Genomic DNA, 21,306 nt, shown 5'->3' on the forward strand with positions numbered 1-21,306 from the left:
GATCGCCCTCAACCCCAAAACCCGGAAAGAGCCGCAATGAGCCAGGTGATGTTCGATCTCGACGTGCTGCGCACCTTCTCCACCGGCATCGCGCTCGGCAGCTTCGCGCGGGCCGCCGACAAGCTGGGGCGCTCGACGTCCGCCGTGAGCGCGCAGCTGAAGAAGCTCGAGTCGCAGGCCGGCACCGTGCTGTTCCGCAAGGCGGGCCGGGGGCTGGAGCTCACCGATGCCGGCGAGACGCTGCTGGCCTACGCCCACCGCATGCTCGAACTCAACGACGAAGCCAGCGCCGCCATGCGCGGAGCCGACCTGCAGGGCTCGGTGCGCCTGGGCCTCCAGGAAGACTTCGGCGAGACGCTGCTGCCGGCCGTGCTGGGCCGCTTCGCGCGCGCGCATCCCAAGGTGCGCATCGAGGCCTGCGTGGCGCGCAGCGGCGAACTGCGCGAGCGGCTCGAACTCGGCCAGCTCGATCTCGCACTGGCGTGGGACGTGGGCGACCAGCCGCTGTCGCCGTACGCCGAGCGCGTCGCGCGGCTGCCTCTGCTGTGGATCGGGCCGCGCACGCCGGAGCGGGTCGAGGCGCCGTGGTGGACGCAGCGCGAGCAGCGCGCCGGTGGCGCACGCCAGCCGAAGAGCAAGGAGCCGCTGCCGCTCATCATGCTCGACGCGCCCTGCCCGCTGCGCGAGATCGTCATCACCGCGCTCGACAAGGCCGGCGTGCCATGGCGTCGCGCCTTCGGCAGCGCGAGCCTCGCGGCGCTCTGGGCGGCGGCATCGGCCGGGCTGGGCCTCACGGTGCGCACGCCCTTCGGCCTGCCTTCGCATGTGCGCGTCGTCGACCGTTCGACGCTGGCGCTGCCCGCGCTGCCGCAGATATCGCTCGTGCTCTACCGCGCGCAGGCCCTGCCCGAGGCGCCTGCGAGCCGCCTTGCCGGGCTGCTGCTGGAGGCCGTGCGCCAGCACGTGCAGCCGGTCGTTTTGCCGATGCGGGAGAATCCGCCGCTGGAGACAAGAACAAGAGCGGTACGGCATGGCAACGCAAAACTTCCTGCACCTGTGGGATGACAGGTTCCTCTACATCACACCGGCCATCCAGTCGGGCCTGACGGCCCGCTCGTCGGCCACGCTGCTGGCATCGGTCAGCGGGCACCCCTTCACGCTGGAGGCGGTCGACGGCACCCGCGTGCGCTGCACCGCCGCGCTGGTCGCGCCGCACGTGTCGCGACGGCTCGACGTTGATGGCTGCGGGCTGCTCTCGCTCAACCTCGACCCCGCTTCCAGCGCCTACCGCATGCTCGCGCGGCGCATGGGCGGCCACGGCATCCAGCCCATCGACGCGCGACGCTTCGGCGCGCTGCGCGACGACTTCGAACCGGCGCAGTGCGGCGCCTTGTCCAGCGAGAGGCTGCAGTCGCTCAGCGCGAAGATGGTCGAGGCCATCACCGAGAGCCCCGAGCTGCAGGCGCCGCTCGATCCGCGCATCGACCGCGTGCTGCAGGCCATCCGCGCGCATGCGGGGCAGATCGCGCTGCGCGATCTCGCGGCCGTGGCGTGCCTGTCGCCCGACCGGCTCACGCACCTGTTCGCCGAGCAGGTGGGCGTGTCGGTCAAGCGCTATGCGCTGTGGACCAAGGTGCGCCGCACGGTGCAGCAGTTCACCGGGCAGCGTTCGCTGACCGACGTGGCGCTGGTCAGCGGCTTCACCGACGCGGCGCACATGAGCCGCACCTTCCAGCGCTACTTCGGCCTGCCGCCTTCGTTCCTGGCCAGCCAGGTGCGTGTGACGGCCGACGAGCAGGCCTCGCACGCGTGGGGCCAGAACGCGCCGCTGCACTGACGCGATCGGCCTCGGCGGCCACCGCATGCAATGCAGCGGCTGCGTACAAGCCGCCAGCGGCGAGGCTGCCTAAGCTCCGGGACGCTCCGCCAAGAGAGCATCAGCATCAACTGGAGACATCATGAGACTTTCGATCCGTCGCGGCGTCGTGCCGCCGTCGTTGCTCGCGCTCGCCACCGCCGCGCTCACCGCCTGCGGTGGCGGTGGTGGCGGAGGCAACGGCTTCGTGTTCTTCCCTTCCTCGCCGTCCACGCCGACGACCCCGCCCGCCGAGGCCACCTACAAGGCCGAGATCCGCCGCACGTCCATGGGCGTGCCGCACGTCAAGGCCGACAGCTGGCCGGGCGTTGGCTATGGCTACGGCTACGCGCAGGCCGAGGACGACCTGTGCACCATGGCCGACTCATTCCTCACCTACCGCGGCGAGCGTTCGCAGTATTTCGGCGCCGACGCGAAGCTGGTGGCCAGCAGCACCATCGGCCTGCCGAAGAACATCGACTCCGACTTCTTCCACCGGCACGTGATCTCGGCCGACGTGCGGCAGAAGATGATCGACGCGCAGCCCGAAAACCTGAAGAAGCTCGTCGTCGGCTTCGCCGCCGGCTACAACCGCTACGTGCGCGAGGTGAAGGCAGGCGGCACGGCGCACGCAGCCTGCCGCAACGAGGCGTGGGTGCAGCCGATCACCACCGACGACATCTACCGCCGCATGTATGCAGCGAACCTTGCGGGCGGCTACAGCCCCTTCCTTGCGAACATCGCCAACGCGACGGCGCCTGCCGTGGTGGCGCCCACCAAGGTGTCGGCGCATCGTTCCGCTCCGAAGAAGGCGGCGATACAGATGGCGGCGCTTAAGATCGACGAGCCCGAACTGCAGGTCGGCGGCCACGAGGGCGTCGGCAGCAACATGATCGGCTTCGGCACCGCGGCCACCGGTGACTCGAGCCCGCTGCTCTTCGGCAATCCGCACTGGTACTGGCGCGGCCCCGACCGCTTCTACCAGGCGCAGCTCACCATCCCGGGCGAACTGAACATCAGCGGCACCTCGTTCCTCGGCATTCCGGTGATCCTCATCGGCTTCAACGACAACATCGCGTGGAGCCACACGGTGTCGACAGCGCGGCGCTTCGGCTTCTTCGAGCTGAAGCTGGCAGCGGGCGACACGACCAGCTACATGCGCGACGGCGCCGCCGTGAAGATGCAGCCCTCCACCATCACCGTGAAGGTGAAAGGCACCGACGGCGCGATGACGCAGGTCACGCGCACGCTCTACAAGAGCGAATACGGCCCGATGGTCAACCTGGCGTCGATGAGCCCGGCACTGGCCTGGAGCCAGACCACGGCGTTCGCGATGCGCGACATCAACGGCGAGAACTACCGCACCTTCCGCAACTGGCTGCGCTGGAACCAGGCGAAGTCGCTCGACGAGTTCATCGCCATCCAGCGCGAGGAAGCCGCGATTCCCTGGGTCAACACCGTCGCCGTGGGCCGTGGCAGCGCCAAGGCCTGGTACGCCGACATCGGCGCAGTTCCCAACGTGTCGCCCGCGCAGGTCACCGACTGCACGACGCCGACGGGCGCGTCGATGCAGTCCGCGCTGCCGCGCGTGCCGGTGTTCGACGGCTCGCGCAGCGCCTGCGACTGGCAGACCGACGCCGACTCGGCGCAGAAGGGAGCCATCGGCGCATCGCGCATGCCGAACCTGATGCGCGACGACTACGTCGCGAACATGAACGACAGCTACTGGCTGGCCAACCCGAAGGCGCCGATGACTGGCTTCCCGCCCATCATGGGCCCGGCCGGTTCCGACCCCGTGAGCTTCCGCACCCGCATGGGCAACGTGCTGGCGCAGGGTCGCATCGACGGCTCCGACAGCTATGGCGCGAAGGGCGCGACGCCCGACAACGTCAAGCGCATGGTTCTCAACAGCCGCGTGTTGACGGCGGAGCTGTTCAAGGCCGACGTGCTGCCGATCGTGTGCGACGGCACCCCCATCGCGGTCACCAAGGACCCGCTGACCACCGACGCGATCGGCCCGAGCGTCGACGTGAGCGCCGCCTGCACCGCGCTCGCGGCATGGGACGGTACCGGCGTCACCGGCGCGAGAGGTGCGCACCTGTGGGACGAGTTCTGGAGCCGCGCTTCGCAGATTCCCGCAGCCTCGCTCTACACCGTGCCCTTCGACCCGGCGGACCCGATCCACACGCCTCGCGGTCTGAACGCCGCTGCCGCCACGCAGCTGCGCGAAGCCTTCGGCGCGGCCGTCGTGCGCGTGCAGGCCAGCGGCTACGCGGTGGACGCACCCCGCGGCGACTACCTGTTCGCCACGCGCGGCGGCAAGAAGATCCCGCTGTACGGCGGCTGCGGCGGACCGGGCTACTTCACCATCGCCTGCTCGGAGAACCGTCTCGACAAGGGCGGCTACACCATGGACGGCAACCCGAACGGCAACAGCTACATGCAGGTCGTGCGCTTCCCCGATGGCGGCGTGGAAGCCCACACCTTCCTGACCTTCTCGCTCTCGGACGACCCGGCCTCGGCGCACAACGGCGACTACACCCGTGCCTACAGCGAGGGCAAGTGGCTCAGGGTGCCGTTCTCGGAGTCGGAGATCAAGGCCGATTCGAGCTACACCAGCAAGTCGATCGCCGAATAGCCGATCGTCGGATGAGCGATGAAGACGTAAAGGAGAAGTGAAGAAGGGCGCGCGCGTGGTGCGCATCCGCCGCCGCTCTTAAGATCGGCGGCGAACGCGCCACGCACGCCATTCGTCGCCGACGCAGCTGCGTTCCTCATTCAAAACAGGAACTCTTCATGCGCCCGAAACTTCAAGGCGGCCTGGTGCCGCTTCTTCTCGTGCCCGTCGTCACGGCCCTCGCGGCCTGCGCCGGCATCACCGACCGGTCGGCTTCTTCCGCAGTCGATCCCCAGGCTTCGCAGTCTCGCGCCGGCTACCAGGCCGAGATCCGCCGCACCGCCATGGGCGTGCCGCACATCAAGGCCGGCGACTGGGGCGGCGCGGGCTACGGCTACGGCTACTCGCAGGCACAGGACGATCTGTGCACCATGGCCGACGGCTTTCTCACCTACCGCGGCGAGCGCTCCGAATTCTTCGGCGCCGAGGCCCGGCTGCCGGCAGCCAGCACCGTCGGCCAGCCGACGAACATCGACTCGGACTTCTTCCACAGGCAGGTGATCGGCGCCGACGTAGTCGATGCCATGGCCCGTGCGCAGCCGCCCGCCATCCAGCGCATGGTCGAAGGCTTCGCTGCGGGCTACAACCGCTACCTGCGAGACCTGAAGGCCGGCGTCGCCCACAACGCCCATGCGGCATGCCGCAACGAGGCATGGGTGCGGCCGGTGAGCGCCACCGACATCTACCGACGCATGTACGCCACCAACCTCGCGGCGGGCTACAGCAACTTCCTCTCGAACATCGCGAACGCGGCGCCTCCTGCTGGCGGGGTGTCCTCGAACGGAGCGCAGCCACAGCCGCAGCAGCTGGCGCTGCAGGTCGGAGGCACGGCAGGCGTCGGCAGCAACGTGATCGGCTTCGGCACGGCCTCCACCGGCGATTCGAGCCCGTTGCTGTTCGGCAACCCGCACTGGTACTGGCGCGGGCCCGACCGCTTCTACCAGGCGCAACTCACCATCCCGGGCGAGCTGAACGTCAGCGGCACCTCGTTCCTCGGCATCCCGGTGATCCTCATCGGCTTCAACGACAACGTGGCCTGGAGTCATACGGTGTCCGCCGCGCGGCGCTTCGGCATCTACCAGCTGCAGCTCGCGCCCGGCGACGCCACCAGCTACATGCGCGACGGCCGGCCCGTGAAGATGCGGCCCTCGACCATCACCGTGAAGGTGAAGGGCGCGGACGGCACGACGAGACAGCTCACGCGCACGCTCTACTCCTCGGAGTACGGCCCGCTGGTGAACCTCGGCGCCATCGATCCGGCACTGGCCTGGAGCCGCAGCACCGCCTTCGCCATTCGCGACATCAACGCCGGCAACTACCGCACCTTCCGCACATGGCTGCGCTGGGCGCAGGCGAAGTCCCTCGACGAGCTCATCGCAGCGCAGCGCGAGGAGGCAGCCATCCCGTGGGTCAACACCGTGGCCGTGGGCCGAGGCAGCGCGAAGGCCTGGTACGCGGACATCGGGGCCGTGCCCAACGTCTCGCCCGAGCAGGTCGCGAGCTGCACCACGCCCGCCGGCAAGGCGATGGCGGCGGTGCTACTGCGCGTGCCGGTGTTCGACGGCTCGCGCAGCGCGTGCGACTGGCAAAGCGATGCCGACTCGGTGCAGAAGGGGGCAGTCGGCCCCTCGCGCATGCCGAGCCTGCTGCGCGATGACTACGTCGCCAACATGAACGACAGCTACTGGCTCGCGAATCCGAAGGCGCCGCTCGAGGGTTATCCGGCCATCTTCGGTCCGGCGGGCAGCGATGCACAGACCTTCCGCACGCGGCTGGGCCACCTCATCGCGCAAGGGGCGGGCAGGGGCGCGACGGTCGATGCCGTCGAGCGCATCGCACTCGAAAGCCGCGCCTACACCGCCGAACTGTTCAAGGGCTCCGCACTCGACATGGTGTGCGGCGTGCCCCGCATCGAGGTGAAGGGCGACGCGCAGACCGGCGAGGCCTTCTCGCCGCCGCGCAGCGTCGACACCGCTTCCGCCTGCGCGGTACTGAAGGCCTGGAACAACACCGGCGCCGCCACGGCGCGCGGTGCCCATGTGTGGGACGAGTTCTGGGCGCGCGCCTCGCGCCTGCCCGCCGACAGGCTCTATGCGGTGCCCTTCGACGCCGCCGACCCGATCGGCACGCCGCGCGGCCTCAAGCCCTCTGCGGCCGATGAACTGCGGCAGGCCTTCGGTGCCGCCGTGCTGCGCGTGCAGGCCAGCGGCTACGCGCTGGACGCGCCGCGAGGAGAAACCCTGTTCGTCACGCGCAACGGCCGCCGAATCGCTTTGTCCGGCGGCTGCGACACCCAGGGCTACTTCACGGTCGTGTGCTCGGAGAACCGGCTCGACAAGGGCGGCTACACGATGGACGAGAACCCCAACGGCAACAGCTACATGCAGATCGTGAGGTTCCCGCCGGGCGGCGTGGAGGCGCATACCTTCCTCACCTACTCGCTGTCGGACGATCCGGCGTCGCCGCACCATGCCGACTACACGCGTGCCTACAGCGCCGGCAACTGGCTGCGCATGCCGTTCTCGGAGGCGGAGATCGCGGCCGACGCCGGCTACAGCAGCCTGACCATCCGCGAGCAGCGCGAGTGAGGCTTTCTCGGCGAGGCTTCCTCAGCGCCGCTTCGCCAGCCAGTTCCACGCGGCACCTGCCGCCATCAGCACGCAGGTGCCCAGGAACACGGCGCGCATGCCGATGTGCCCGCCCACGAAGCCGCCCAGCAGCGGCCCCGCGACCTGGCCCGTGTACTGCGCCGAGGTCGAGTAGCCCAGCATGTTGCCGGCCACGCGCTCGGGCACGTTGTGGCGGATCACGCTCGCGATGCACGGCAGCAGCCCGCCGAGCGACAGCCCCATCAGGAAGCGCAGCACCACCAGCTGCCAGCCCGAGGTGACGAAGGCCTGCGGCACCAGCAGCAGCGCCGACACTGCGAGGCAGCCGACGATCACGTTCCAGTGCCCCACGCGGTCGGCCAGCTTGCCCAGCCGCGAGGCCGACAGGATGCTGCCGAGCGCCGCGGCGGACATCACGAGGCCGGCCATCATCGTCACGCGGCCCGGGTCTTCCACGAGGGTGGCGACGTAGACGGTGATGATCGGCTCGATCGACATGTTCGCCAGCATCAGCAGCATGCCGGTGAAGAGCATCGCGACCAGCGGGCGCTTGTCGGGCACTGCGGCCCAGCCGGTTTGCTCGGCCGCGCTGCCGCCATCCTGCTTGCGCGCGGCAGGCGCCTTGCGCTCCTCGCGAATCAGGAAGGCCGTCGCGAGAAAGGCCACGAAGATGATCGCGCCCGCCGCGAAGAAGGTGGCGCGGATGCCGATCAGCGGCGGCAGCGCGCCACCGACCAGCGGCCCCACGAGGTTGCCCGCCATGATGGCCGACGACATCGTGCCCAGTGCCCAGCCGGTACGGTCCTTGGGCGTCTGCGTGGCCACCAGCACCATCGAGCCCGACGCGTAGCCGCCCAGCAGCCCCGCCAGCAGCCGAAGGCCCACCAGCTGCCACACATTGCCCGCGACGCCGATCAGCGCCATCGCCACCGCCATGCCCAGGCTCGCGCGGATCAGCATCGGCTTGCGCCCGTAGCGGTCTGCCAGCCGGCCCCACAGCGGCGCCACCAGCGCGGCGCTCAGGAAGGTGGCGCCGTATGCCGCGCCCGACCACTGCACGATGGCCGCGTGGTCCTTCACCCCAAGCTGCTCGACGTACAGCGGCAGGAAGGGCAGCAGCAGCGTCATCGCGATGATGGTCGTGAAGGAGCCGAACATGCAGACGGCGAGGTTGCGCTGCCAGTGGAGATTGCCACCCTGCTCGGCGGAAGGGGCGGTCGTCGTTGCGGTTGTCGTCGGATGCGTCATGGGGAACACCCATTGTGGGACGCCGAACGCAGACTGGCGCTTGCCGATTGGCGGCGGCGGCCATCGCAGCGCGGCAAGGCGTGCCGCGAATCCCTGACGCCCGCGCGGTTGGACCAGCTCGCGTAATCTTGCGTCCTGCATCGCCCATAAACCTCCTTTCAGGACATCGCCATGAAACGCATCGGCGTGCTCGTCTTCCCCGGCTTCCAGATCCTCGACCTCGCCGCCATCGCCGCGTTCGAGCTTGCGAGCATTCACGCCGGCAAGCCGGTCTACCAGGTCGAGCTGCTGTCGGAGGAGGGCGGCCTCGTGGTCAGTTCGTCGGGCGTGAGCACCGACAGCAAGCGCTTCGGCACGGCGAAGTACGACACGCTGCTGCTGAGCGGCGCGCTCTTCATCGCACCCACCTCCGAGAAGATGTGCCGCTTCCTGCGCGCCGGGCTGCGCAATGCGCGCCGCGTGGCCAGCATCTGCACCGGCGCCTTCGGGCTGGCCGACGCCGGCCTGCTCGACGGCCGCAAGGCGACCACGCACTGGTCCTTCGCGGGTGAGTTGCAGAAGCGTCATCCCGCCGTGAAGGTGCAGCCCGACCGCATCTTCATCAACGACGGGCCGGTGTGGACTTCGGCCGGCATGACGGCGGGCATCGACCTCGTGCTGGCCCTGGTGGAGGAAGACCTCGGCGTGGAGGCGGCGCGCTTCGCGGCGCGGAAGCTGGTCGTCTACCACCGCCGCGCGGGCGGGCAGTCGCAGTACTCCGCGCTGCTGGAGCTGGAGCCGAAGTCGGACCGCATCCAGAAGGCGCTGGTGCATGCGCGGGCCAACCTGCGCGACACGCTGTCGGTGGAGGAACTGGCCGAGGTCGTGCACCTGAGCCCGCGCCAGTTCAGTCGCGCCTTCAAGGCCGAGACCGGCCAGTCGCCCGCGCACGCGGTCGAGACGCTGCGCGTGGAGGCGGCGCGTGCGCTGATCGACGAAGGCAACCTGGCGCTCGGCGTGGTCGCGCGCGAAACCGGCTTCGGCGACCCCGAGCGCATGCGCCGCGCCTTCCTGCGCACGCTGGGGCAGCCCCCGCAGAGCGTGCGCCGCGTGTCGCGCCGGGAGGCGGCCGTGGCCTGAGCGGCAGGATGTCCTGAAAAGTGGCTTATATGACATTTACGCCATAGCCATGCAGGAGGAGACTTTCCCCATGGCCGCACACATCGACGCGGCGAAAAGGAAAGATCCATGACTGCCACCGTTACCGCTTCAACAAACTCCCCCAAGGGCACGGCCCTCGTCACCGGCGCGTCGTCCGGCATCGGTGCCGTGTACGCGGACCGCCTCGCGCGGCGCGGCTTCGACCTGATCCTGGTGGCGCGCAACCGCGAACGCCTCGAGGCGCTGGCCGCGAAGCTCGTGCGCGAGACCGGCCGCAAGGTCGAGGTCCTTCCGGCTGACCTGACGAACCGCCAGGACATCGCACAGGTCGAGGCCGCGCTGCGCACCCGCGGCGACATCACCATGCTGGTGAACAACGCCGGCTTCGGCGCCGCCGCGCCGCTGCTGGCGTCTGACGTCGACAAGATGGAAGAGATGATCGCGCTCAACGTGAGCGTGCTCACGCGGCTCACCTACGCGGCCGTGCCGGGCTTCGTCGAACGCGGCACGGGCACGCTGGTGAACATCGCCTCCATCGTGGCAATCTCGCCGGAGACGCTCAACGGCGTGTATGGCGGCAGCAAGGCCTTCGTGCTTGCGTTGAGCCAGTCGCTGCAGCACGAACTCAAGGACAAGGGCGTGCGCGTGCAGGCGGTGCTGCCCGGCGCGACGGCCACCGAGTTCTGGGGCGTCGCAGGCGTGCCGATGGATCACCTGCCCAAGGAGATCGTCATGACCGCGCAAGACATGGTCGACGCCGCCCTGGCGGGGCTCGACCAGGGCGAGCAGGTCACGATCCCCGCACTGCCCGATCTGGCCGAGTGGGAGACCTTCGATGCGGCGCGGCGGGCGATGTCGGCACGGCTGTCCAGCACCGCTCCTGCAGCGCGCTACCGAGTCAGCGCCGGTTCCGCCACGTCAGCGGCGTGAGGGCCTGCGTTCGGGCGGAAGGCCTGCGCCATGAGCCTCGCACTCCACGCGCCTGACCTCGCAGCATTTGCTGATCACAGCGGCTGCACCTGCCGGGCCGAACCGGGTCTTCCAGATCAGATGCGATGGGTTCGGCGCGCGTAGAGCACCGCCAGCGCCAGCCCCGTGGCCGCCGCGCCGCACCAGGCAACAGCAGGGCTGCGCAGCATGCCTTGAAGGCGTGCGCGGCGGCCCGGTTCGGCACGCATGCCGCGTGCGGCACGTTCCTTGGGCGTGAGCGGCCGTGCCGCGTTCGGGTTTTCTTCGCCTTCAAGCACGGCTTGAGAAATGTCGAGCGGGGTCAGCGAATCGTTGGCGGTGGATGCGTTCATGGTGGCTGGCCTTTCTTGCCTTTCCCGATGGTGAATCGATCAGTGATCCAAGGCTCGCGCAAACCCGGGGCGTCGGGTCTGAGGCGAAGCACCGACATTGAAGTAGGCCAATGCCGCGCCCGCATTGCGGGCCACGGCGCCGTTTAGAATCCCGCTCCCTCGCGATCGGGCGCCCCGGCCTGCTGCGGGTTTCACATCTCCGGGGCCATGTAGAGGAACACCATGTACAAAAACCTCGCGGGCCGCGCCGTTCTGGCGTTGGCAGCCGCCGGCTTTTTATCTCCCGTTTTTTCGCAGCAACAGCAGCAACAGCAGCAACAGGCCCAGGCGCCGCTGAAGATCGGCTTCGTCTACGTCACGCCCGTCACCGATGCGGGCTGGGTGCGCCAGCACGAGGAAGGCCGCAAGGCCGTCGATGCGGCGCTGGGGGCGAAGGTCAGGACCACCTACGTCGAGAACGTGGCCGAGGGTGCCGATGCGGAGCGCGTGATCCGCGACCTCGCGCAGCAGGGCAACACGCTCATCTTCACGCCGAGCTTCGGCTACATGGAGCCGACGATGAAGGTGGCGAAGGACTTCCCCGACGTGAAGTTCGAGTCGATCACCGGCTACAAGACCGCGCCCAACGTGGCGACCGCCAATGCGCGCTACTACGAGGGCCGCTATCTCGCGGGCATCGCGGCCGGACGCATGACGAAGACCAACATCGCGGGCTACGTCGCGGGCTTTCCGATTCCGGAAGTGCTGCAGGGCATCAACGCCTTCACGCTGGGCATGCGCTCGGTGAACCCATCGGCGCAGGTGCGCGTGGTATGGCTCAACGAATGGTTCGATCCGCCGAAGGAGCGCGACGCCGCCATGGCGCTGTTCAACCAGAACGCCGACGTGATCGCCTTCCACACCGGCTCCACCGCCGTCATGGCGGCGGCGCAGGAGCGCGGCAAGCTGGCCATCGCGTACCACTCCGACATGCGCAAGATCGCACCCGATGCGCAGGTCGTGGCGGTCACGCACCAGTGGGGCGGCTACTACACGCAGCGCGCGAAGGCGGTGCTCGACGGCAGCTGGAAGAGCGGCAAGCTCTGGGGCGGTGTGAAGGAAGGAATGATCCGCGTCGGCGACTTCGGCACCAAGGTGCCCAAGGCCGTGCAGGACGAGGTTCTGGCGCGTCAGAAGGACATCGCCGCAGGCAGGCTGCAGCCCTTCCGCGCCGCGGCGGCCGATGTGCGCGACAACGAGGGGCACACCGTGATCGCCAAGGGCACCCAGCTGGGCGACGATCAGATCCTGACGATGAACTGGCTGGTGGAAGGCGTGCAGGGGCGCGTGGCGCGCTAGTCTGTCGGGCGGCTGGTGTGCGGAGCACGAGGAAGCAAGTCCTTGATGCGCTTGCGAAGCACAGTGGGTGTCGCGGGAGGTGTCATCTGCAGCACGGCCATGCAGCGGTCCAGGCGGCCCGGCCGCGCAAGCAGTGTCTCGGCGGCTCTTGTGAGATCGGCATCGATGCTGTTGCCGTAGGCGCGACTGGCCTTGATCGTGGCTTGGCGCAAGAGCGATGCGCCGGGTTTCATCATGGCCAGATCGATGACGTCGCGGCTGAAGACGCTGTCGTCGGCCCAGCGGTCCGAGTTGGCGAGCAGCTTGCTTGCCGCCATGTCGAGAGGGGTGAGTGTTGCGACATCCTCGATCCGGTCCTCCGGGCCTGGCAATTCAAGTTCGATACGTGCTTCCAGCACGATCTCGAACTTGATCTCGGTGTCGCCCACAAGAACCGACGATCGGATGCCGTAGTGATCGGCACGTAGTTCGGTCGATTGCCGGATCTCGCGGCCTGGTCGCGCAAGTGCGCCGAGGCCTTGAGTTCCCGTCAGCAACTGTCGCAGGTGCCGATATCCATCGATGTCGGATACGAGGAGTCGATGTCCACGGATTCGCGGTACTCGCCATGGCGAAGTGCCATGGCGGTGCCTCCCCCGAACAGGCAATGGCTTTGAGCGAGCAGGTTCGCGTCGAGCGAGGCAAGCACGTGTGCGATGCGCTGGTGGTGGGGTCGTTCAAACATTCAGCGGCTTTCTGCCGAGCGTGCGTGCCAGGTCCTCCAGCAACTGACGCTCTCTCGCATCGAGGGAGGACGTGTCGACGTGGCGCCAGTTGCGCTCGTAGGTTCCCCAGGCCTCTTCAGGCGTGAGTTCGGTAGCCGGGGCCAATTGCCAGGCAAGCCGGCGCAATTGGGGGTAATCGGCAATCCGGATGCCTCCGGGCAGCGGGGCGAGGGCAGGTGGCTCCGTGGACGTCACCACGTCAACGTCGAGACCCAGGGCTCCCAGCGCATTCATGTAGGCGCCCATCGTGACCGACGGTTCTCCGCGCTCGATTCTGTGCAGTGTCATGCGGGACAGGCCCGCCGCCTCTGCGGCGGTGGTGGCGCTGACCTTCAAGGCCTTGCGACGCGTGTGGATGCGGTGGCCGAGGGCTGCGAGGCGTTGGCCTGTCGCGGGGGTTGTTGCTGGAGAGGGGGAAGGCATGGCGTATCTCATATTAGACAATTTCAAGTATTTGTCCAGAATGAGAGACGCAGGTGCCGCAAGCATCGGCAGCTTGACCTAAGCCGGCACCGTGTTCCATTCCTCCGTTTCTTCAGCCCAGCCGCTCCACCACGAAGTCCACGAAGGTCCGCAACTTGGCGCTCGGTCGCGCCTCCGGCAGCCGGACGATTTGCACCTGCCGCGTGGGCAGTTCCCAGTCGGGCAGCAGCTGCATCACCTGACCCGATGCGAGGGCGGGGCCCAGCAGCGCATCGGCCTGCACGATCACGCCCACGCCGGCCATGGCCGCGGCCAGCAGCGCCTGGCCGTTGTTGGTGGTGAGCGGCCCGCGCACCGGCACGTGCACCGTCTCGCCGTTGCGGGTGAAACGCCATGAATGGTTCGGCCCCCAGGCAGCGAATCCCAGCAGCGGGAAGGCTTCCAGCTCCGAAGGGTGCTTCGGCTGCCCGTGGCGCGCGACCCATGCCGGGCTGGCCACCGCGTACATGTGCGCCAGGGCAAGCGGTCTGGCGATGAGCCGCTCGTCGATGGCCGCGCCCGAGCGGATGCCGCAGTCGAAGCCTTCCTCGGCGAGGTCGACCACGCGGTCGTTGAGGCTCAGCTCCACCTTCACCTGCGGATAGGCGGCGATGTACTCGCCGATGACCGGCGTGAGGCGGTGCGCGCCGTAGGCCACGGGCGCGGTGACGCGCAGCACGCCCTGCGGCATGGCGCGCAGCGACTCGGCCACGCCGTCGGCCGTGTGCACGCTGGCCAGGACGTCGCGGCAGCGCTCCAGATATGCGGCGCCGATCTCGGTGAGCGAATGGCGGCGCGTGGTGCGCTCGAGCAGGCGGGCGCCCAGCTGCTCCTCGAGCGCGCGGATGTGCTTGCCGACCATCACGGCCGAAAGATCGAGCGCATCGGCCGCGGCGGCGAAGCTGCCCGCGTCCACCGTTGCGACGAAGACTTCCATGGCGCGCAGCTTGTCCATATTGCGAACTCCTGATTCCGAATGAGCGAACTGCAAGGCAATTTATCAAATAGATGGTTCGCAAAACAATTGCCGCTTGTTCGATTCACTTTGCGAGGTTTCCATGAAGGTTCTTGTTGTGGGCGCGACGGGCGCGATTGGCAGCGCGGTAGCGCAGGCGCTGGCCGGGCGTGGCCACGAGGTGGTCCGCGCGGGGCGCACGCGCGGCGATCACCAGGTCGACATCACCAGCAACGCCAGCGTCGAGGCGCTCTTTGCGGCCCTCGGCCGTGTCGATGCGATCGTCTCGACGGCGGGCGGGCTCTTCTTCGGGCCGCTGGCGGAGATGACGCCGGCCAACTTCAATGTCGGACTGCAGGACAAGCTCCTGGGACAGGTGCGGCTCGCGCTGCTGGGCCAGCATGTGCTGCGCGACGGCGGCTCGATCACGCTGACCACGGGCGTCGCGGCCGACGATCCGGTTCGCGGCGGAGGCAATGCGGCTGCCGTCAATGCGGGCGTCGAGGGTTTCGTGAAGGGCGCGGCGATCGAGCTGGCGCGCGGGCTGCGCATCAACGCGGTGAGCCCGACGCTGCTGACCGAATCGGAGGAGGCGTACGGCGCGCTCTTTCCGGGCGTCGAGACCGTGCCGGCCGCGCGCGTGGCGCTGGCCTATGTGCGCAGCGTCGAAGGTCCGCTGACGGGGCGCGTCTTTCGCGTGTGGCAATGAAGAGCGGGTATCCACGGCTTGCGGGCGCGCTGCTGGCGCTCGCGACGGCGGCGGCCGTCGCAGCCCCTCCAATAGTGCAGGCGCTGCCCGAGGACTGGTATCCGGAGAGCGTGGCCATCGGACCCGACGGTGCGTTCTACGTCGGCAGCTGGCGGCAGGGCGCCGTCGCGCGGCTGAAGCCGGGCTCGGCGCCGAAGGCCGAGGTGCTGGTCAAGCCCGGCACCAACGGGCTCGCGAACGGCCAGGGCGTGCTGGTCGACGCGAAGCGCGGGGCGCTGTGGATCTGCTCCGGCAACATCGGCTTCACCACCGTGCCATCGACGCCGAGCGCGCTCAAGCGCTATGACCTGGCCACCGGCGCGCCGCGCGCGAGCTACGCGATGCCCGACGGCGGCTATTGCAACGACCTCGCGCAGGACGCGCGAGGCAATCTCTACGTGACCGACTCCTATCACCCGCGCGTGCTGAAGCTCGCCCCCGGTGCCGCCTCGCTCGCGACATGGAAGGAGGATCCCGCGCTGGCCGGCGCGGGTCCCTACAAGGGCCTGAACGGCATCGCCATCGACGGCGGGCGCGATGTCTACGTGAGCCTCGTGGCGGCGGCGCCCTACGTGCTGCGGATCGGTCTGGGCGCGGACGGCAAGGCCGGCGAGGTCACGCGCGTCGAGGCGCCGCGCGAGTTGAAGAACGTGGACGCGATCCGCGCGTGGAAGCCCGGGCGGCTCGTGCTGTTCGAGAGCAATGCCTTCGGCGAAGGCCTCTACGGCGGGCAGATCACCGTGGCGCGCGTCGAAGGCGCGAAGCTCGGCCTGCGGACGGTGGTTTCGGGGCTCAACGACCCGTCCTCCGGCGCGGTGTGGGGCGACCGCGTCTACTTCATCGAGTCGAAGTATTCGCTGCTCACCAAGCGCAAGGAGGGCGACGGGCCGGTGCCGACCGGCGTGCCCTTCGACATCCAGTCGCGCGCGCTGCCGCGGTAGGTGCTGCACCGCGGCGAGTGCGCTGCGCATATAGCACTCATATGCGCATGGAAATTGCGGTGGGGCGGGGGTGGATTACCCTCCGCACCCACGATGAAAAAAGCCTACCGCGCCTCCCTCCTGCGATTCGACGCCTCCGGCAAGCCTGTTTTCGACGAGGACGGCCTGCTGGTCGTCGCCCCCGATGCCACCGGCCGCCAGCGCGTGCTCGATGCCGGCAGCCATGCCGACGTCGCGGCCCGCCATCCCGGTGCACACACGACCCACCTGCCGGGGCGCATCCTCGCGCCGGGCTTCGTGGACATGCACATCCACTATCCGCAGACCGACATCATCGGCTCGCCGGCGCCGGGCCTGCTGCCCTGGCTCGAGAACTACACCTTTCCTGCGGAGAGCAAGTTCGCCGATCCTGCGCATTCGAACGAAGTGGCGCAGTTCTTCCTCGACGAGCTGCTGCGCAACGGCGTGACCACCTCGCTGACCTTCGCGACCTCGCACGTGGCCTCGGTCGATGCGCTCTTCGAAGGCGCGCAGCGCCGCGGCATGCGCCTGATCACCGGCAAGGTGCTGCAGGACCGCCACTCGCCCGACGGCGTGCGCGACGAGACCGAGCAGAGCCTCGTCGACACCGAGGCGCTGATCCGCAAGTGGCACAAGGTCGATCGGCTGGGCTACGCCATCACGCCGCGCTTCGCGCCCGCGAGCACCGACGCCCAGATGCGCGGCGCGGGCGAGCTGGCCGCGAAGTACGCCGACACCTGGATCCAGTCGCACGTGGCCGAGAACCGCGACGAGGTGAACTGGGTTCGCGAGCTGTACCCCAAGGCGCGCTCCTACCTCGACGTGTATGCAGGCTTCGGCCTGATGCGCGAGCGTGCCGTGTACGCCCACTGCATCTACCTCGACGAGGCCGACCGCGCCCTGCTGCACGAGACCAGGACGGCCGCAGCCGTGAGCCCGACCAGCAACCTGTTCCTGGGCAGCGGCTTCTTCGACTTCGGCGCGGCCGACCGCGTCGGCTACCCCTACGGCCTGGCCAGCGACGTGGGCGGCGGCACCAGCTTCAGCCCCTTCCACACCATGATGGCCGCCTACTACGTCGGCCGGGAGGGCCAGACCAAGGCCGGCCTGAGCATCGCGCCATCGGAACTCTGGTGGCGCCACACCGGCGGCGCCGCGCGCGCCCTGGGGCTCGACGGCGTGGTCGGCAACCTGCAGCCCGGCTGCGAGGCCGACTTCCTGGTGCTGAACCCGGCGGCCACACCGCTCCTGGCGCGCAAGACGAAGCAGGCGAATTCGCTGGAGGAAATGCTCTTCGCGATGATCGTGCTGGGCGACGACCGGCTGGTCGAGCGCACGGTGATCTCCCAGGCTGGCTGAGCCTGCAGAGGGCGAATCCGCCCATGCCACAATCGCCGACCCAGCGGGCGCGGCGACACCTTTCCAGGAACACCGCGCAACCGGCTTTGCCGGGCCGCTGGTGTTGCCCCTCGAGGGGTTGGCGTAGCGACACGAAGTGCGCGAAGACTGGGGTGTTTTTCAATGTCTATCAAGAGCGACAAATGGATCCGGCGCATGGCCGAGCAGCACGGCATGATCGAGCCTTTCGAGCCCGGCCAGGTGCGCGAGGCTTCCGGCCACAAGATCATCAGCTACGGCACCTCGAGCTACGGCTACGACATCCGGTGCGCGCCTGAATTCAAGGTCTTCACCAACATCCACAGCACGGTGGTCGACCCGAAGAACTTCGACGAGAAGAGCTTCGTCGACATGCACGGCGACTACTGCATCATCCCGCCCAACAGCTTCGCGCTGGCGCGCACCGTCGAGTACTTCCGCATCCCGCGCAACGTGCTGACCATCTGCCTGGGCAAGAGCACCTACGCGCGCTGCGGCATCATCGTCAACGTGACCCCCTTCGAGCCCGAATGGGAAGGCTACGTGACGCTCGAATTCAGCAACACCACGCCGCTGCCCGCCAAGATCTACGCGGGCGAGGGCTGTGCGCAGGTGCTGTTCTTCGAGAGCGACGAGGTCTGCGAGACCAGCTACAAGGACCGCGGCGGCAAGTACCAGGGCCAGCGCGGCGTCACGCTGCCGAAGACCTGAGCGCTCCCAGGCTGCGCGCACTTCCTGTCGCTGCGCCGACTCCCGCCAGGGGGCGGCGCCTGCGGCCCGGCAAAGCAGGTTCCGGGGCATCCTTGGCATACCCGCTTACAGACGCGGTCATCTTCCGAAGTACGATCCCGTGACCGCCGGCAACTCCTCCTCCAACGGCCGGCAAGGAGAGCGCGATGAGATGGGAAGGCAACGAACAATCTGACAACGTCGAGGACCGCCGCGGTGAAGGCGGCGGAGGCGGTGGCGGCTTCATCGGAGGCCGCGGCATCGGCATCGGGACCATCGCGGTCGCGCTGATCGCCGGCTGGGTCTTCGGCATCAACCCGCTCACCGTGCTGAGCCTGCTCAGCGGAGGCGGTGGCCCGGCCCAGGTTCAACAGCAGCAGGGGCCGGCTCCCAGGCCGCCTTCGAACGACCGCGAAGCGGCCTTCGTCTCCACCGTGCTCAAGAACACCGAAGTGGTCTGGACGGACATCTTCCGCCAGAACGGCGGCACCTACCATCCGCCGCGGCTCGTGCTGTTCCGCAACGCGACGCCCACGGCCTGCGGCACCGGCCAGTCGGCCATGGGGCCGTTCTACTGCCCGGGCGACCAGAAGGTCTACATCGACCTCGGCTTCTACGACACGCTCAAGAACCAGCTCGGTGCGCCGGGCGAGTTCGCGCAGGCCTACGTCATCGCGCACGAGGTCGGCCACCATGTGCAGGACGAGCTCGGCATCACCGCCAAGGTCGACGGCATGCGCAACCGCCTGAGCCAGACGCAGAACAACGCGATGAGCGTGCGCGTCGAGCTGCAGGCCGACTGCTTCGCGGGCGTGTGGGCCCACCATTCGCAGGAATCGAAGAAGTGGCTGGACCCGGGCGACATCGAGGCGGCCATGAACGCCGCGCAGAAGATCGGCGACGACGCATTGCAGCGTTCCGCAGGCCGCGCGGTGGTGCCCGACAGCTTCACCCACGGCTCCAGCGCCCAGCGCCAGCGCTGGTTCGGCACGGGCTACCAGAGCGGCGACATCAAGGCCTGCGATACCTTCAACGCGCGCAGCCTTTGAGCTGCGTTGGCCGGGAGCGCCCGTAAAGGCTGGACCGATTGCTATCGAATAAATAGCAATACAAGCGGCGCGGGCGTTGTCATCGCGCGGTCACTGCCGTTTTTTGCGGCAGTGCGACAATAGAAGGCTCAATGACAAGCTCCTTCTCCAATCTAATGCTGGCTGAACCGCTGGCGCGCGCCGTGGCCGAAATGGGCTACGAAACCATGACTCCGATCCAGGCACAGGCCATTCCGGTCGTGCTCTCGGGCCAGGACGTGATGGGCGCAGCCCAGACCGGTACCGGCAAGACGGCGGCTTTCTCGCTCCCGCTGCTGCAGCGCATGCTCAAGCATGAGAACGCCTCGACCTCGCCCGCGCGGCATCCGGTCCGGGCCCTCGTGCTGCTGCCCACGCGCGAGCTGGCCGACCAGGTTGCGCAGCAGATCAAGCTGTATGCCAAGTACACCAACCTGCGCAGCACGGTGGTGTTCGGCGGCATCGACATGAAGCCGCAGACGCTGGAATTGAAGAAGGGCGTCGAAGTGCTGGTGGCGACGCCGGGCCGCCTGCTCGATCACATCGAAGCCAAGAACGCGGTGCTCAACCAGGTCGAATACGTGGTGCTCGACGAGGCCGACCGCATGCTGGACATCGGCTTCCTGCCTGACCTGCAGCGCATCCTGAGCTACCTGCCCAAGCAGCGCACCACGCTGCTGTTCTCCGCCACCTTCTCGCCCGAGATCAAGCGGCTGGCCGGCAGCTACCTGCAGAACCCGGTCACCATCGAGGTCGCCCGGCCGAACGAGACGGCCTCGACCGTCGAGCAGCATTTCTACAGCGTGGCCGACGACGACAAGCGCCGCGCGCTCAGGCAGATCGTGCGCCAGCGCGGCATCACCCAGGCCTTCGTGTTCGTCAACAGCAAGCTGGGCTGCGCGCGCCTTGCGCGCTCGCTGGAGCGCGACGGCCTTCGCACCTCGGCCCTGCACGGCGACAAGAGCCAGGACGAGCGCCTGAAGTCGCTCGCGGCCTTCAAGGCCGGCGAGGTCGATCTGCTGGTGTGCACCGACGTCGCGGCCCGCGGCCTCGACATCAAGGACGTGCCTGCCGTCTTCAACTTCGACATCCCGTTCAACGCCGAAGACTACGTGCACCGCATCGGCCGCACCGGCCGTGCCGGCGCTTCGGGCCTGGCGGTGAGCTTTGCCAGCGGCGGCAACGATGCGCGCCTGGTGGCGGACATCGAGAAGCTGATCAAGAAGAAGATCGAGCTCGAACCCGTGGAATTCGAAGAGGACCGTCCGCGCGGCCGCATCAACGACGGACGCCGCCACTGGCGCGAGGAAGGCGAAGCGGGCGATGCACGCGACGTGCTCGACCAGCCGCGCGAACGCCGCGACGCCGATGGCCGGCGCGGCAGCGGCGGACGCCCGCACCGCGCCCCCGCCGCGCCGCGCGATCCGTTCTTCGACAAGCCCTACGAGCCCGGCCAGCCCGACGCGACGCCCGCCTGGGAAGCAGCAGCCAAGGCCACGACGCCCGGACGCGGCATCTCCAGCAACATCAAGTCGAAGCGCAAGGTCGCGGCCCTGTTCAAGAGCGCCGAACCGAGCTGATCGCTCCGGGGCTGACTCCGCCCCTGCTCCGTTCGAGAAACACCGAGGAACCGCCTGCGCCGGGCCTCAGGTGTTGCCCCCGGAAGGGGTGGAGAAGCGACACGAAGTGCGCGAAGCCTGGGGGAGAACTTCTACCTCCAGCCGCGGTGCCAGCCGTATTGCGGGTGGTGCCAGCCCCAGCCATAGCGCGGGTGGTAGGCCCACACGAAGCCGACACCAGGCGATACGTACGTCGGCGCCACATAGGCGACGCCAGGAGGCGCTGCGTACACGGGGGCCGGTGCGGCCGGCGCGACCACGCAGCCGGTCAGCGTGGCCGCCAGCGCGGCGGCGGACAGGGCGATAACTGGGAATTTCATGGCGAAGCTCCTGAAACGAGTTGTTGTCGGTGTGACCCTCCAACGTCGTCGCTCATCGCCGGATGACGGCCTTTACCCGGGCGACACACTGTGACCGGCGTGTCGCCTTCCTTTCAGGATGCTTTCGCCGAAGCC

The 21,306-nt window shown here is 68.5% G+C and carries 20 protein-coding genes; 13 read left to right on the forward strand and 7 right to left on the reverse strand.

The annotated features are described in order from the left end of the window. Window positions 1-36 precede the first annotated feature (36 nt). The 4 genes from FHY06_RS25655 to FHY06_RS25670 all read left to right on the forward strand — a co-directional run bounded on the left by FHY06_RS25655 (window position 37) and on the right by FHY06_RS25670 (window position 7,120). Window positions 37-1,065: a LysR substrate-binding domain-containing protein gene (locus tag FHY06_RS25655; RefSeq protein ID WP_126185294.1), complete on the forward strand. Its 1,029-nt coding sequence runs from the start codon at window positions 37-39 to the stop codon at window positions 1,063-1,065. Then, window positions 1,031-1,837: a helix-turn-helix domain-containing protein gene (locus FHY06_RS25660; RefSeq protein WP_019655127.1), complete on the forward strand. Its 807-nt coding sequence runs from the start codon at window positions 1,031-1,033 to the stop codon at window positions 1,835-1,837. Before FHY06_RS25655 ends, FHY06_RS25660 begins: the two co-directional genes overlap by 35 nt. Window positions 1,838-1,958: 121 nt before the next feature. Beyond that, the gene (locus tag FHY06_RS25665) at window positions 1,959-4,493 is read left to right on the forward strand and encodes a penicillin acylase family protein (protein ID WP_184606751.1); all 2,535 of its coding nucleotides are present in this window, start codon (window positions 1,959-1,961) and stop codon (window positions 4,491-4,493) included. A 158-nt stretch (window positions 4,494-4,651) separates the two neighbouring features. Beyond that, window positions 4,652-7,120 carry a penicillin acylase family protein gene (locus FHY06_RS25670; RefSeq protein ID WP_184606752.1) on the forward strand — a complete coding sequence of 823 codons (2,469 nt, stop codon included), beginning with the start codon at window positions 4,652-4,654 and terminating at the stop codon, window positions 7,118-7,120. A 21-nt stretch (window positions 7,121-7,141) separates the two neighbouring features. On the opposite strand, the gene FHY06_RS25675 is transcribed toward FHY06_RS25670, so the two are convergent. After that, a complete protein-coding gene (locus FHY06_RS25675; protein WP_184606753.1) occupies window positions 7,142-8,389 on the reverse strand; it encodes an MFS transporter in 1,248 nt (415 codons plus the stop codon). A 171-nt stretch (window positions 8,390-8,560) separates the two neighbouring features. Here FHY06_RS25675 and FHY06_RS25680 point away from each other — a divergent pair, with 171 nt between their 5' ends. After that, window positions 8,561-9,508 carry a GlxA family transcriptional regulator gene (locus tag FHY06_RS25680; RefSeq protein WP_184606754.1) on the forward strand — a complete coding sequence of 316 codons (948 nt, stop codon included), beginning with the start codon at window positions 8,561-8,563 and terminating at the stop codon, window positions 9,506-9,508. Window positions 9,509-9,616: 108 nt separating this feature from the next. Then, window positions 9,617-10,459 (forward strand): SDR family NAD(P)-dependent oxidoreductase, encoded by an 843-nt coding sequence (locus tag FHY06_RS25685; RefSeq protein WP_184606755.1) that lies wholly within the window; start codon window positions 9,617-9,619, stop codon window positions 10,457-10,459. 116 nt (window positions 10,460-10,575) lie between these two features. Here the strand turns inward: FHY06_RS25685 and FHY06_RS25690 are convergent, their stop codons facing one another. Continuing rightward, window positions 10,576-10,830, reverse strand: coding sequence for a hypothetical protein (locus FHY06_RS25690; RefSeq protein ID WP_184606756.1), 255 nt, complete (start codon window positions 10,828-10,830; stop codon window positions 10,576-10,578). Window positions 10,831-11,052: 222 nt separating this feature from the next. Here FHY06_RS25690 and FHY06_RS25695 point away from each other — a divergent pair, with 222 nt between their 5' ends. Then, window positions 11,053-12,168: a BMP family ABC transporter substrate-binding protein gene (locus FHY06_RS25695; RefSeq protein WP_184606757.1), complete on the forward strand. Its 1,116-nt coding sequence runs from the start codon at window positions 11,053-11,055 to the stop codon at window positions 12,166-12,168. On the opposite strand, the gene FHY06_RS25700 is transcribed toward FHY06_RS25695, so the two are convergent. The 4 genes from FHY06_RS25700 to FHY06_RS25710 form a co-directional block, all read right to left on the reverse strand. Continuing rightward, the gene (locus tag FHY06_RS25700; protein WP_244164331.1) at window positions 12,165-12,704 is read right to left on the reverse strand and encodes a nucleotidyl transferase AbiEii/AbiGii toxin family protein; all 540 of its coding nucleotides are present in this window, start codon (window positions 12,702-12,704) and stop codon (window positions 12,165-12,167) included. The genes FHY06_RS25695 and FHY06_RS25700 overlap by 4 nt on opposite strands. After that, entirely contained in the window at window positions 12,698-12,892 is a 195-nt protein-coding gene (locus tag FHY06_RS34945) for a nucleotidyl transferase AbiEii/AbiGii toxin family protein (RefSeq protein ID WP_244164332.1), read from the reverse strand. Before FHY06_RS34945 ends, FHY06_RS25700 begins: the two co-directional genes overlap by 7 nt. Next, on the reverse strand, window positions 12,885-13,367 hold the full coding sequence (locus FHY06_RS25705) for a helix-turn-helix domain-containing protein (protein ID WP_019655135.1): 483 nt from the start codon (window positions 13,365-13,367) through the stop codon (window positions 12,885-12,887). The genes FHY06_RS34945 and FHY06_RS25705 overlap by 8 nt, the downstream gene beginning before the upstream one ends. A gap of 100 nt (window positions 13,368-13,467) precedes the next feature. Continuing rightward, a complete protein-coding gene (locus tag FHY06_RS25710; RefSeq protein ID WP_184606758.1) occupies window positions 13,468-14,349 on the reverse strand; it encodes a LysR family transcriptional regulator in 882 nt (293 codons plus the stop codon). Between the two features lie 103 nt (window positions 14,350-14,452). Here FHY06_RS25710 and FHY06_RS25715 point away from each other — a divergent pair, with 103 nt between their 5' ends. From FHY06_RS25715 to FHY06_RS25740, 6 genes are all read left to right on the forward strand, one after another. After that, window positions 14,453-15,058 carry a short chain dehydrogenase gene (locus tag FHY06_RS25715; protein WP_184606759.1) on the forward strand — a complete coding sequence of 202 codons (606 nt, stop codon included), beginning with the start codon at window positions 14,453-14,455 and terminating at the stop codon, window positions 15,056-15,058. Further along, a complete protein-coding gene (locus FHY06_RS25720) occupies window positions 15,055-16,038 on the forward strand; it encodes an NHL repeat-containing protein (RefSeq protein ID WP_221404394.1) in 984 nt (327 codons plus the stop codon). The genes FHY06_RS25715 and FHY06_RS25720 overlap by 4 nt, the downstream gene beginning before the upstream one ends. A gap of 93 nt (window positions 16,039-16,131) precedes the next feature. Continuing rightward, window positions 16,132-17,418 carry a guanine deaminase gene (gene guaD, locus FHY06_RS25725; protein ID WP_019655139.1) on the forward strand — a complete coding sequence of 429 codons (1,287 nt, stop codon included), beginning with the start codon at window positions 16,132-16,134 and terminating at the stop codon, window positions 17,416-17,418. A gap of 162 nt (window positions 17,419-17,580) precedes the next feature. Continuing rightward, window positions 17,581-18,147: a dCTP deaminase gene (gene dcd, locus FHY06_RS25730; RefSeq protein ID WP_019655140.1), complete on the forward strand. Its 567-nt coding sequence runs from the start codon at window positions 17,581-17,583 to the stop codon at window positions 18,145-18,147. 185 nt (window positions 18,148-18,332) lie between these two features. Then, window positions 18,333-19,214, forward strand: coding sequence for a KPN_02809 family neutral zinc metallopeptidase (gene ypfJ, locus FHY06_RS25735; protein ID WP_019655141.1), 882 nt, complete (start codon window positions 18,333-18,335; stop codon window positions 19,212-19,214). Between the two features lie 131 nt (window positions 19,215-19,345). Next, entirely contained in the window at window positions 19,346-20,812 is a 1,467-nt protein-coding gene (locus FHY06_RS25740; RefSeq protein ID WP_126185282.1) for a DEAD/DEAH box helicase, read from the forward strand. A 131-nt stretch (window positions 20,813-20,943) separates the two neighbouring features. Here FHY06_RS25740 and FHY06_RS25745 read toward each other — a convergent pair whose 3' ends face one another. Next, window positions 20,944-21,171: a hypothetical protein gene (locus FHY06_RS25745; RefSeq protein WP_019655143.1), complete on the reverse strand. Its 228-nt coding sequence runs from the start codon at window positions 21,169-21,171 to the stop codon at window positions 20,944-20,946. Window positions 21,172-21,306 lie beyond the last annotated feature (135 nt).

Source organism: Variovorax atrisoli (assembly GCF_014195185.1).
GTDB classification, from domain to species: Bacteria; Pseudomonadota; Gammaproteobacteria; order Burkholderiales; family Burkholderiaceae_C; genus Variovorax; species Variovorax atrisoli.